Here is a 13,177-nt window from a genome sequence, read left to right as displayed (position 1 = left end):
CGCCCGAAATCCCCATGGATCATCTTGGCACAGGGTTCTAAACAAGGTTTCAAAAAACCCGGTGAACGAATTCCTTAGGATTTGACCGGCTTCTCCGTTCTCCCTGATTCTGGGCCCTTGATTCTGACCCCGTGATTCACAGAAGGTATGTCGATGCGCATGATGTTTGGTCGGCGGCTTGCGGCACCAGCGTCCGGTCAGGGCGCGGCCGAGCTTGGCGATCTGCCGGAATGGAACCTTGCCGACCTCTATGCCGGCATGGAAGCCCCGGAACTGAAGCGTGACATCGCCAGGGCCGCCGCCGACGCGATCGCCTTCGAGACCCGCTGGAAGGGTACGCTCGCCGCCGAGGCCGGGCGCGGCGGCGCCGGCAAGCTGGGCGAAGCGCTGGTCGCCTACGAGGCCCTGGAGGAACTGATCGGCCGCATCGTCTCCTATGCCGGCCTGGTCTATGCCGGCAACACCGCCGACCCGCAGCGCGCCAAGCTCTATGGCGACATCCAGGAGAGGATGACCGACGCCAGCGCGCATCTTCTGTTCTTCGCGCTCGAACTGAACCTGATCGACGACGCCGCGATCGAAAGCGCGCTGGCCGGCGATCCCGCTTTCGGCCACTATCGGCCCTGGGTGCTCGACCTGCGCATGGACAAGCCCTACCAGCTCGAGGATCGTGTCGAGCAGCTTTTCCATGAGAAGTCGATCACCGGACGCGGAGCCTGGAACCGTCTGTTCGACGAGACGATGACCGACCTTCGCTTCAACGTCGATGGCGAGGAATTGACGCTGGAGCCGGCACTCAACCGTTTGCAGGATGCCGACGGCGAGGTGCGCCGCCGCGCCTCAGAGGCGCTGGCCGCGACCTTCCGCAAGAATTTGCGCACCTTCACGCTGATCACCAACACGCTGGCCAAGGACAAGGAAATATCCGACCGCTGGCGCGGCTTCGAGGACATCGCCGATTCACGCCATCTCGCCAACCGTGTCGAGCGCGGCGTGGTCGACGCGCTCGCCGCCGCGGTGCGCGAGGCCTATCCGCGCCTGTCGCACCGCTACTACGCGATGAAGGCGCGGTGGCTCGGCATGGAAGTAATGAACCACTGGGATCGCAACGCTCCACTGCCGGAGACGCCACAGGCGGTGATCGGCTGGGACGAAGCCAGGAATACCGTGCTCTCCGCCTATCAGCGCTTCTCGCCCGAGATGGCCGAGATCGCGCGCACCTTCTTCGACCGCAACTGGATCGACGCCCCGGTAAGGCCCGGCAAGTCGCCTGGCGCCTTTGCCCATCCGACCGTGCCGTCGGCGCACCCCTATTTGCTGCTCAACTACATGGGCAAGCCGCGCGATGTGATGACGCTGGCGCATGAGCTCGGCCACGGCGTGCATCAGGTGCTGGCGGCCGGCCAGGGCGCGCTGATGGCCTCGACGCCGCTGACGCTGGCCGAGACCGCTTCCGTGTTCGGCGAGATGCTGACCTTCCGCTCGCTGCTCGAGCGGACCACCGACAGGCGTGAGCGCAAGGCCATGCTCGCCCAGAAGGTCGAGGACATGATCAACACGGTGGTGCGCCAGATCGCCTTCTACGAATTCGAGCGCAAGGTGCATGCGGAACGCCGCAACGGCGAACTGACGTCAGACAGGCTCGGCCAGTTCTGGCTGGAAGTGCAGGCCGAAAGCCTGGGGCCCGCGATCAAGCTGCGCGAAGGCTACGAGGTCTTCTGGACCTACATCCCGCACTTCATCCATTCGCCTTTCTACGTCTATGCGTATGCTTTCGGGGACTGCCTGGTGAACTCGCTCTACGCGGTCTACCAGAACGCCGAGCGCGGCTTCCAGGACAAGTATTTCGAGATGCTGCGCGCCGGCGGCACAAAGCATCATTCGCAGCTTCTGGCGCCCTTCGGCCTCGACGCCACCGATCCCGCCTTCTGGCAGATCGGGCTTGGCGTGATCAGCGGCCTGATCGACGAACTGGAATCCCTCGACAGTTGAGACGCGTCTCGCATGGGCAAAACAGTTTAGCCGGAATGCATGTTGGGATCGCAGTATTCTTGCGCTAAATATTTGTTCTTGAAGAACTCTAGGCAGAAGTTTTTCCCATAGCTTTCCGTAAGCTCTATGATAGCCTTCGCTCCAAGCTCAGCCGGAGCGCATGCGGATCGGCGAGGGAAATCTCAGCCGGCCGTGACGCTCAGGCGAACGCGACAACGGCCGTTGGCCATGGGCAAGCAAAGCCGATTGCCAACAGCTCGAACCGAAGCCGGCTGTTCTGCGAACCCGCGGAAACATCACCGAGTAGTCCATCGCCGAAGGTCATGACCCACGGCAGACGGATCTGACTGGAGAGAGACAATGGGCACTTTTTTCTACGTGGTCCTGGCGTTCCTGGTAGGCGTGTTGGTTGGCTGGTTCATCTGGGGTCGCCTGCGTGGCGAGCTCGACAGCCTTCGCGGCGACCTCGACCGAACCCGCGGCGAGCGCGACCGGCTGCGTGCCGACAGCGACCGGCTGACCGGCGAACTGAATGCATGCGGCAAGACCCGCGCCGACCTTGAACGCCAGTTGCGCGACGCGCAGGCTTCCGCGGGTGGCGGAGCAAAGGCCGCCAGCCAACCCCCGGCAGCCCTGCTGTCGACGCCGGCCGCCGCCAAATCCGCTCCACCCGCGGCCAAGGCTGCGCCTGCCAAACCTGCCGCCCCGGCGAAAGCCGCCGCCAAACCCGCCGCGAGCAAACCTGCGGCCTCCACGGCTTCGGCCACAAAGAGTTCGGCCGCGCCCAAGCCGGCAGCCGCCAAGAAGGCCGCACCGCCGGCAGCCAAGCCAGCGGCGGCCAAGCCAGCAGCGGCCAAGCCCGACAATCTGCGCCGGCTGATCGGTATCGGCCCGGTCAACGAGAAGCTGCTCAAGGCGCAGGGCGTCACCACCTTCGCCCAGATCGCCGCCTGGACGGCAGCCGACATCAAGCGGATCGAGGACGTAATGAACTTCGACGGCCGCATCGCGCGCGAACGCTGGATCGAGCAAGCCAAGCTGCTCGCCGCCGGCGACGAGAAGGAATTCGCCAAGCAATTTCCGACAGCCGGGACCGCCAGCAACACCTGAACCCGCACAGGCGGATCATCAAATAGGCGGGGCCACAGCCCCGCCGATTTATTTTTGGCGGACAAGGCCGCCAAGAGGTCGGCTTTGAGGGGCAAGGTGCCGTTCCCTCGATTGCACGCGGCCCGCCCCCCATATAGAGCGATCGACGGCTTCATCGATCCCGGTTCCCATGTCCCTGCCCGCCGCCATTTTCCGCAACGACGAAAGCGCGCGCCAGCTCGTTTTCGACCGGCCGGCCGACATCATCGTGGCGCATGAGGCGCGTGATTTCCTGCCGGCGCTGGAAGCAGCGCAGGCCGCGCACGACGCCGGCAAATGGCTGGCCGGCTATTTCTCCTATGAGGCGGGTTACCTGCTCGAACCGAAGCTCGTTCCCTTGCTGCCGGGCCGGCGCCGCGCACCGCTGATCTGCCTCGGCGTCTTCGACGCTCCGGCCGAGGACGCCGTGCCGCCACGCAACGCAGCTGCGACCAACGGCCCGATCTTCGATGCAAGGGCGGCCTGGTCGTTCGAGGATTACGAGAAGCGTTTCTCGCGACTGCATCAACACATCAGGCAAGGCGATTGCTACCAGGGCAATCTGACCTTCCCGGTGCGGGCGCAATGGTCGGGCGACCCGCTCGCCGCCTTTGACGCGCTGACCGAGCGCCAGCCGGTGAAGTATGGCGCGCTGGTGGCGCTTGGCGATCCCATCGTGCTGTCGCGCTCGCCCGAACTGTTCTTCGAGATCAATGCCGCCGGGATGATCGAGACGCATCCGATGAAGGGCACGGCCCCGCGCGGTGCGACCAGGGACGAGGACGAGCGGCAGAAGACCTTCCTGCGCCATGACGAGAAGAACCAGGCCGAGAACCGGATGATCGTCGACCTCCTGCGTAACGACATCTCGCTGATCAGCGAGGTCGGCACGCTGGAGGTGCCCGAACTGTTCCGCATCGAGAGCTACCCGACCGTCCACCAGATGGTGAGCGACGTCAGGGCCAAGCTGCTGCCGGGCCTCACCATCCGCCAGGTCTTCGCGGCTTTGTTTCCCTGCGGCTCGATCACCGGGGCGCCGAAGATCCGCGCAATGGAGATCCTGCACGATCTGGAAGGCACGCCGCGCGACGTCTATTGCGGCGCCATCGGCTGGATCGCGCCCGGCGGCACGATGCGCTTTTCCGTGGCGATCCGCACCATCTCGCTCTTTGCCGGTGGCGAGGCCGTCTACAATGTCGGCGGCGGCATCGTCTTCGATTCGACGGCGCAGGAGGAGTATCAGGAGTGTCTGCTCAAGGCCCGCTTCGCGACGGGGACACCGCCGATTTCGAGCTGATCGAGACCATGCGCTGGCAGCCCGGGACGGGCTTCCTGCGCTTCGACCGCCACCTTGCGCGCCTCTATGGCTCGGCGGCGGAGCTCGGCTTCGCCTGCGATCCGCAAAAGGTTGGCGCCGCGCTGGCCAACGCGGTCGACGGTGCCCGCACCGCCATGCGCGCGCGGCTCGCCTTGGCGCGCAACGGCGAAGCAACCGCCTCGGCGCAACCCTACGAACCGCTCGCAGCCGACAAGGTCTGGGTGCTGCGGCTGGCGCGGACGAGGCTCGATTCGAGCAACACGCTGCTGCGCCACAAGACAAGCCGGCGCCAGCTCTACACCCATGCCCGTTCCGAATATCTCGTCACCCAGGCCGACGAGGTGATCCTGGCCAATGAGCGCGGCGAAATCTGTGAAGGCACCATCACCAATGTCTTCGCCGATTTCGGCGACGGCGTGCTGGCCACGCCCCGGTTGGACTGTGGCCTGCTGCCTGGCGTATTGCGCGCCGCGCTTCTGGATGAAGGCCGGGCGGCGGAAGCAATCTACACCTGTGACGACCTGAAGTCGGCCAAGGCTCTCTTTGTCGGCAATTCGCTGCGCGGCCTGATCCCCGCAAGACTGATTTGATCGGGAGAACGCCATGTTCGTCGTTTCGCTGAACTACAAGGTGCCTCTGACAGAGATCGACCGCCTTCAGGCTGCACATGTCGAATGGCTGAAGGCCTGCTATGCAGAGGGCGTCTTCATTGCCTCCGGGCCGAAGAAGCCGAGGACCGGCGGCATCATCGTCGCGCAATGCTCGCGCGAGATCCTCGATTCCAGGCTGGCCGCGGGCCCGTTCGCCAAGGCAGGCGCCGCGGACCACGATGTCACCGAATTCCTGGCGAGAATGACCGCCGCCGGTCTCGACGCCTTCAAGGAAGCATGAGCTTGGTCGAAGCCCTGCCCACCCATACCCCCTATGACGGTTCGTCGAAGCTGTTCAACATCGGGCTGAAGCCGCTCGACCCCGCGAACTGGATCGAGGTCGACGGTCATCTCCTGCCCTATCTCGCCGAGAAGCGCCGGCTTTATGCCGAAATTCCCGAACGGGTTTTCGTCGAGGAGGACGGCACGCGAGACGCCCAGCAGGAAGTGCTCGACTTGCTCGGCGCCTATCTGCCGGAGCAATTTTCGCGCACCCATCGCCGCACCGATGCAGGCAACGAGGTGGTCGGCGCCGCGGACCACCCTGCCTTGCCTTCGGGTCTGGTCGGCGCCCCGCTGGTCGCGGCCTCGCTGCTGGTCCAGGAAGACCTGATCCTGATGCGCCGCGACGACAGCGGCTGGCGGCTCGCGGCCGGCTCGCTGTGCTTTCCCTCGTCCTGGTCGCTGCTCGAAAAATTCGGCAAGCCGCTGCAACAGATTCACGAGCCGGTGCCCGGCTTCGGCCCGGGCACGCGCCCCGCCGAACTCATCAACCGCATGTTCGACGGCCTGCAGGGCCAGGCGGTCGAGCGCTTTAACTGGTCGATCCAGGCCGACAATGCGCTTTACCATCCGCTGTCCAATGTCGAGCGCATCGACCGTGCCACCAACCGGCCGACGCGCTTCCCCGATGGTGACGTCAAGGCGCACGCCTTCATCCGCGTCGAGCGCCAGACGCTGCGTAAACTGCCCGCCTCGCGCGACATCCTGTTCACCATCCGCATCCACCTGGACCCGCTCGCGGTGCTGGAGCGGCACCCGGAGCGCGCAGCGCTCGCACTGTCCTTTGCCGCCCAGCTCGAAGCGCTCGATCTCGACCAACTCGACTACAAGGGCCTGACATCGGACCGCGACCGGCTTGTCGCCGTCCTTAACCACATGGCCAAGGACGGCTAGCCACAGGTTGGCGCTTTTCGCTGGTTTATGACAATGATCTGTGATGTAGCGCAGGCCGTTGGCAAAAATGCCCGGTTTTTTGCAGATGTCTGCCCGGCTTTTGTACATGGTTGAAGGAGTGCTCGATAAAATGGCGAATGAAAACTGGCCCGTCTACGGCGAGATCACCGGCCCTGTGGTGATGATCGGCTTCGGCTCGATCGGACGGGGAACGCTGCCTCTCATCGAGCGCCATTTCAAGTTCGACAAGTCGCGCATGACGGTCCTTGATCCGCGCGACACCGACCGCAAGCTGCTCGACGAGCGCGGCATCGCCTTCGTCCAGGAAGCGGTGACCGAGAAGAACTACAAGAAGCTTCTGACGCCGCTGCTGACCAATGGCGGCGGCCAGGGCTTTTGCGTCAATTTGTCGGTCGATACCGGCTCGGTCGACCTGATGCGGCTCTGCCGCAAGCTCGGCGTGCTCTACATCGACACCGTCGTCGAGCCGTGGCTTGGATTCTATTTCGACGCCAACGCCGACAATGCCAGCCGCACCAACTATGCGCTGCGCGAATCCCTGATCAAGGAAAAGCACGACAAACCGGGCGGCGCTACCGCGGTTTCCACCTGCGGCGCCAATCCCGGCATGGTCTCGTGGTTCGTCAAGCAGGCGCTGGTGAACCTCGCCACCGATCTTGGCCTTGAGTTTTCCGAGCCCGCACAGGAAGACCGCGAGGGCTGGGCGAAGCTGATGAAGAAGGCCGGCGTCAAGGGCATCCATATCGCCGAACGCGACACCCAGCGCGCCAAGAAACCAAAGCCGATGGATGTGTTCTGGAACACCTGGTCGGTCGAGGGCTTCATCTCCGAAGGCTTGCAGCCGGCCGAACTCGGCTGGGGCACGCATGAGAAATGGATGCCGAAGAACGCCAAGAAGCACAAGCACGGCTCCAAGGCCGCGATCTACCTGGAGCAGCCCGGCGCCAACACGCGCGTGCGCTCCTGGTGCCCGACGCCGGGCCCGCAATACGGCCTCCTGGTGACGCACAACGAGGCGATCTCGATCGCCGATTTCTTCACCGTGCGCTCCAGGAAGGGCAAGGTGCAATACCGGCCGACCTGCCATTACGCCTACCATCCCTGCAACGACGCGATGCTGTCGCTGGACGAGATGTTCGGTGCCGCCGGCAAGCCTCAGCCGGTACACCATGTGCTTGACGAGAACGAACTGGTCGATGGCGTCGACGAACTCGGCGTCCTGCTCTACGGCCACGACAAGAATGCCTATTGGTTCGGCTCGCACCTCTCGCTCGCCGAGGCGCGCAAGCTGGCGCCCTATCAGAACGCCACTGGCATGCAGGTCACCTCAGCGGTTCTGGCAGGCATGGTCTGGGCCCTGGAAAATCCGGACGCCGGCATCGTCGAGGCGGACGAGATGGATTACCGGCGCTGTCTGGAAGTGCAGTCGCCCTATCTCGGACCGGTCGAAGGCCATTACACCGACTGGACGCCGCTCGACAGACGCCCGGGGCTCTTCCCAGAGGACCTCGACCGCAGCGATCCGTGGCAATTCCGCAACATCCTGGTCCGATAGCGTCGCGCACACCCTGCGCCATTGCCTTGCAATCGCCCGGAAATCGGGCGATTGAAGAGATGCGGCCTGGGGCAGCGTGCGTCTTGCGGGACGCATGCCCGTTCCAGCACTTTGGACGTTCGCACCATGCCTTCCAAAATCGAATCCGATTTTTGGGCCGGTGCGTTTGGAGAGGATTTCAGATGACTATTGCGCGCAAAATTCTTTCGATGGGCGTGGCGGGCTCCTTTGCCGTGATGCTCGCTGCCTGCACCACAAGCGGTCCCGATGCACCGCCGATGGCAGCCGCGCCGAAAGGCGTCGAGGGATCGTGGATCGATGCCAAGGGTACCGGCCTGTCGACGCTGACAGGTGGTAAATTCACGACCGTCGCCACCGACACTGGCCAGAAGCTGGCCGATGGCAGCTACACGATGACCGGCGCCACGTCGGTCGAAATCAACGGCACGTCGCTGATCCGTCAGACGCCGGTCAGCTTCAACTGCCTGCTGGTGTCCACCAGCCAGCTGAACTGCACCAGTTCATCCGGCCAGAACTTCGTGCTCACGCGACGCGCCTGACCGGCGAACATCGGGACTCATCGGGGACGGCGGCCATTGGCCGCCGTTCTTTTCTGCGCGCCAGGTTTTTACCCGGGTTTTTCGTCAGAAAATACCCCTGGTTTTTCGCCAGAAAATACCGACGGCATTTCTGCTTGCGTCAGCCGGAACGCGATGGGAACATGGTCAAAACGCTGGCTGTTATTTCCCAGTCAAGCAAGCGCGTTAAACGCCACTGATCAGCCTACCGGGAGACGAGAATGAAGAAGATTGCCGCCATTCTGGCCCTGTCCGCATCGGCGCTTGGCCTGTCGGCCGGCGCATCTTTTGCCGACTACACATTGAACATTCTGCATTTCAATGACTGGCACAGCCGCATCGAAGGCAACAACAAATACGAGTCGACCTGTTCGGCCGACGAGGAGACCAAGGGCGAGTGCATCGGCGGCGCCGGCCGGTTGATCACGGCGATCGCCCAGGAACGCAAGAAGCTCGAAGGGCAGAACGTGCTGCTGCTCAATGCGGGCGACAGTTTCCAGGGATCGCTGTTCTACACCACCTACAAGGGCGCCGTGGAAGAGGAATTCCTCAATCAGTTGAAACCCGACGCGGTGACGCTCGGCAACCACGAATTCGACGACGGCGAGAGCGCGCTGGTGCCTTACCTGGACAAGGCGAAGTTCCCGATCGTCAGTGCCAATGTCCTGCCCAACGACAAGTCCGGCGCGGCGGGCAAGATCAAGCCGTCGATCGTCGTCGAGGTCGGCGGACAGAAGATCGGCATTGTTGGTGCCGTCACCAACGACACGCCCGAACTCGCTTCCCCCGGCCCGAACATCGCTATCGCGGACGACGTCAAGTCGATCACGGCGGAAGTCGAGAAGCTGAAGGCGCAAGGCGTCAACAAGATCATCGCGGTGACCCATATCGGCTACAACAGGGAGCGCGATGTCATCGCCAAGATCCCGGGCATCGACGTGGTTGTCGGCGGCCACAGCCATACGCTTTTGTCCAACACCGATCCGAAGGCGCTAGGCCCCTACCCGACGATGGTCGACAACCCGGACGGCTACAAGGTGCCGGTGGTGCAGGCGGCGTCCTATTCGAAATATCTCGGCGAGTTCAAGGTGGTGTTCGACGACAATGGCGTCGTCAAGTCGGCGAGCGGCGACCCCATCTATCTCGACAAGTCGATCACGCCCGATCCGGCCGTGCTCGCCCGCATCAAGGAACTTGGCGCGCCGATCGAGGCCCTGAAGAACAAGGAAGTGGCCGAGACCACCGACGTCATCGACGGCAGCCGCGAGAATTGCCGCGCCAAGGAATGCGCGATGGGCAACCTCGTCTCCGACGCCATACTCGACCGCGTCAAGGGACAGGGCGTCGAGATCGTCATCTCCAATGGCGGCGGCCTGCGCGCCTCGATCGACAAGGGCACCGTCACCATGGGTGAGGTGCTGACCGTGCTGCCTTTCCAGAACACACTGGCCACCTTCCAGATTTCCGGCAAGGACCTGGTCGCCGGCCTCGAAAGCGGTCTTAGCCAGATCGAGGACGGCGCCGGCCGCTTCCCGCAGGTGGCGGGTCTCAAATATTCCTTCGACAGGTCGGTCGCGCCCAATGCGGGCCGCGTCAAGTCCGTCGAGGTCATGGAGAACGGCGCCTGGGCGCCGATCAATCCCGACAAGGACTACCTCGTCGCCACCAACAATTACGTGCGCCAGGGCGGCGACGGCTACAAGGTCTTCGCCGACAAGGCCAAGAACGCCTACGACTACGGCCCCGGCCTCGAACAGGTCGTTGCCGACTACCTCGGTGCCCACCGGCCTTACACGCCCAAGCTCGACGGCCGCATCACCGAAATCGCCGCGACTGTCGCGGCGGCGCCCGCCGCCGACCCGGTCAAGCCAGCCGAACCCGCAAAGCCGGTGGAGACAGCGCCGGCCGAGGCCGCGAAACCGGCAGAACCGGCAAAGCCCGCCGATGCCGCACCCGCCATGCCTGAACTTCCTGCCAACTCGGGCGACATCGCCAATACGCCACCGGCAATCTCGACAGAGGCAGCGCCTCCCCCGCCGGCACCCGCTGCTCCAGCCCCTGCACCAGCCGAACCGGCAAAACCGGCCGAAGCCGCACCGGCAACAGGCAGCCATGTCATCGTCACCGGCGACACCTACTGGGATCTGGCAAAGAAGGCCTATGGCGACGCCACCAGGTGGAAACTCATCTATGACGCCAACAAGGGTCAAAGGCCGCACCGGCTGACCCCCGGCGCGACGCTGACCATCCCGCCGAAGTAACATCGCTTCAGGGTTCTTCACCGCAAACCCTTCCGGGACACCGGGCGGGCTTTTCATTCTCTGCTAAGGTGCGGCCAGACGCTGCATTGAAAACCGGCGCGCCATCGCTAGTTTCACGCCGTGTCCGGAGAACCCTTATGACGCTATCCACGCCTGTCGATCCCAAAGCCGCGAAGGCCCTCGGCCCGCAGCCGGCCGGGCATCCACCGGTCAAGACTGGCAAGATCGGCGTCATGCTGGTCAATCTCGGCACGCCTGACGGCACCGACTTCAAGCCGATGTGGCGCTATCTCCGGGAATTCCTGTCCGATCCACGCGTCATCGAGCTCAACAGGGCGATCTGGTATCCGATCCTCTATGGGCTCGTGCTCACCACGCGGCCGAAGAAGTCCGGTGCCAACTACGCCCGGATCTGGAACCAGGAGAAGAACGAGTCACCGCTGCGCACCTACACGCGCGCCCAGGGCGAAAAGCTGGCCGAGGCGTTGTGCGACCTGCCCAATGTCGTCGTCGACTGGGCAATGCGCTACGGCAATCCTTCCACGGCAAGCATCGCCGAGAGGCTGGTCGCGCAAGGCTGCGACCGCATTCTCGCGTTCCCGCTCTATCCCCAGTATTCGGCGACCACCACCGCGACCGCCAACGACCAGCTGTTTCGCGCCCTGATGAAGATGCGCCGCGCACCGGCCATCCGCAGTGTGCCGCCTTACTATGACGAGCCTGTCTACATCGAGGCGCTGGCGCGTTCGATCGAGCAGAACCTCGCAACGCTGGATTTCGAGCCGGAGGTGGTCATCACCTCCTATCACGGCATTCCGAAACCCTATTTCGAGAAGGGTGATCCCTATTACTGCCACTGCCAGAAGACGACGCGTCTGTTGCGTGAACGGCTGGGTTGGGATGACAAGAAACTGATCACCACCTTCCAGTCACGTTTCGGCGCCCAGGAATGGCTACAGCCCTACACCGACAAGACCGTGGAGAAACTCGGCAAGGACGGGGTGAAATCGATCGCCGTCGTCAATCCCGGCTTTTCCGTCGACTGCATCGAGACGCTGGACGAGATCGGCCGCGAGGCGGCCGAGACGTTTCATCACGCCGGCGGCAAGAATTTTGCCCATATCCCTTGCCTCAACGACAGCGCCGAGGGCATGGCGGTGATCGAGGCGATGGTGCGGCGCGAACTGTCCGGCTGGGTCTGACACCGGAACAACGGCCACTCCGGAGCGTTGAGCCGCACCTTCCGGAGAATTCGATGCCCCGCAAACTCGACCTCAGAACTGGCCGGCCCGTCTGGTCCGCCTATCGCGCGCCTGCGGTGCCGACGTCGGCGCTGACCCGGGACGTCAAGACCGACGTCCTGATCATCGGCATGGGCATCAGCGGCGCCATGATGGCCGAGGCGCTGACGGCGGATGGTCACTCCGTGATCTGCATCGACCGGCGTGGACCGCTCAAGGGTTCGACCGCCGCGACCACCGCGCTCGTCCAGTTCGAAATCGACCAGCCGCTTTCAATGCTCTCGAAGATGATCGGCAGAGCCCGCGCCGAGCAGGCCTGGCGGCGCTCGCGGCTCGCGGTTTCCAACCTGGCTGGCCGTATCGAGGATCTCGCAATCGACTGCCGCCCGCGCCGCAGCCAGTCGCTCTATCTGGCCGGCACGATGCTCGGCCCCTCGGAACTTCGCGATGAAGCCGAAGCGCGGCGGCAGGCGGGCATTGCCGCGTCCTATCTCACACCGCGGCCTCTGGCGGAGACATTCGGCATCGACCGCGATGGCGCCATCCTCAGCCATGACAATATCGCGCTCGACCCGCGCAAGCTGACGGCCGGGCTGCTGCTCAGGGCGCTGGCGCGAAAGGCACGGCTTTACGCTCCCGTCGAAGCGACGGCGATCAAGGACAGTACCGACGAGGTGGTCGTGGCCACAAAGGACGGCCCGACCATCACCGCACGGCACGTTGTTCTGGCCACCGGCTATGAACTGGTCGACATCGTGCCGGCGGCCGCACACCAGATCATCTCGACCTGGGCGATCGCAACCCGCCCGCAACCGCGAAAGCTCTGGCCGGGCGCGGCGTTCATCTGGGAAGCGTCGGACCCCTATCTCTACGTCAGGGCGACCGCCGACGGTCGCGTCATCTGCGGCGGCGAGGACGAGGATTTTGTCGACGAGACGCGGCGCGATGAACTGATCGCCGACAAGGCCGCACGCATCGCCGAAAAGCTTGGCCTTGTATTTCCGCAACTCGACGTCAGGCCCGAATTCGCCTGGACCGGGTCCTTCGGCACAACCACCACCGGCCTGCCCTATATCGGCGCCATCCCCAGGCATCCGCGCATCCATGCGGTCATGGGTTATGGCGGCAATGGCATCACTTTCTCGCGCATCGCTTCCGAAATTGTTTCCGCTTCGATCAAAGGAATGACCGACGCGGATGCAGAGCTGTTCGCCTTCAACCGTTGATTGCGCCCCGCAAACAATCCCTCATCACCTG

General features: G+C 63.9%; 11 protein-coding genes. All 11 read left to right on the top strand.

The window, feature by feature from the left end; translation table 11 throughout:
• The first annotated feature begins 153 nt into the window (after nt 1-153).
• Nucleotides 154-1,992, top strand: coding sequence for a M3 family oligoendopeptidase (locus EB230_RS10335; RefSeq protein WP_172372226.1), 1,839 nt, complete (start codon nt 154-156; stop codon nt 1,990-1,992).
• A 360-nt stretch (nt 1,993-2,352) separates the two neighbouring features.
• On the top strand, nt 2,353-3,102 hold the full coding sequence (locus EB230_RS10330; protein WP_056577467.1) for an NADH dehydrogenase: 750 nt from the start codon (nt 2,353-2,355) through the stop codon (nt 3,100-3,102).
• A 169-nt stretch (nt 3,103-3,271) separates the two neighbouring features.
• Nucleotides 3,272-4,417, top strand: coding sequence for an aminodeoxychorismate synthase component I (locus EB230_RS10325; protein ID WP_172372224.1), 1,146 nt, complete (start codon nt 3,272-3,274; stop codon nt 4,415-4,417).
• Entirely contained in the window at nt 4,366-5,028 is a 663-nt protein-coding gene (locus tag EB230_RS10320) for an aminotransferase class IV family protein (RefSeq protein ID WP_172372222.1), read from the top strand. The genes EB230_RS10325 and EB230_RS10320 overlap by 52 nt, the downstream gene beginning before the upstream one ends.
• Before the next feature lie 13 nt (nt 5,029-5,041).
• Nucleotides 5,042-5,329, top strand: a complete 288-nt coding sequence (locus tag EB230_RS10315) for a YciI family protein (RefSeq protein WP_172372220.1) — start codon at nt 5,042-5,044, stop codon at nt 5,327-5,329.
• The gene (locus EB230_RS10310; RefSeq protein WP_172372218.1) at nt 5,326-6,264 is read left to right on the top strand and encodes a DUF3445 domain-containing protein; all 939 of its coding nucleotides are present in this window, start codon (nt 5,326-5,328) and stop codon (nt 6,262-6,264) included. Before EB230_RS10315 ends, EB230_RS10310 begins: the two co-directional genes overlap by 4 nt.
• Nucleotides 6,265-6,394: 130 nt before the next feature.
• On the top strand, nt 6,395-7,840 hold the full coding sequence (locus EB230_RS10305) for a homospermidine synthase (protein WP_172372217.1): 1,446 nt from the start codon (nt 6,395-6,397) through the stop codon (nt 7,838-7,840).
• A 182-nt stretch (nt 7,841-8,022) separates the two neighbouring features.
• Entirely contained in the window at nt 8,023-8,400 is a 378-nt protein-coding gene (locus EB230_RS10300; protein ID WP_056577483.1) for a hypothetical protein, read from the top strand.
• 239 nt (nt 8,401-8,639) lie between these two features.
• Nucleotides 8,640-10,679, top strand: coding sequence for a bifunctional UDP-sugar hydrolase/5'-nucleotidase (locus EB230_RS10295; protein WP_172372216.1), 2,040 nt, complete (start codon nt 8,640-8,642; stop codon nt 10,677-10,679).
• A 137-nt stretch (nt 10,680-10,816) separates the two neighbouring features.
• Entirely contained in the window at nt 10,817-11,881 is a 1,065-nt protein-coding gene (hemH, locus tag EB230_RS10290; RefSeq protein WP_056577489.1) for a ferrochelatase, read from the top strand.
• A 53-nt stretch (nt 11,882-11,934) separates the two neighbouring features.
• On the top strand, nt 11,935-13,146 hold the full coding sequence (locus EB230_RS10285; RefSeq protein ID WP_056577493.1) for an FAD-binding oxidoreductase: 1,212 nt from the start codon (nt 11,935-11,937) through the stop codon (nt 13,144-13,146).
• Nucleotides 13,147-13,177: the final 31 nt, after the last annotated feature.

The organism is Mesorhizobium sp. NZP2234 (genome assembly GCF_013170765.1).
Taxonomy (GTDB): domain Bacteria; phylum Pseudomonadota; class Alphaproteobacteria; order Rhizobiales; family Rhizobiaceae; genus Mesorhizobium; species Mesorhizobium loti_D.
Note: the sequence above shows the minus strand (reverse complement) of the source record. Positions and strands in the feature narration are given on the sequence as shown.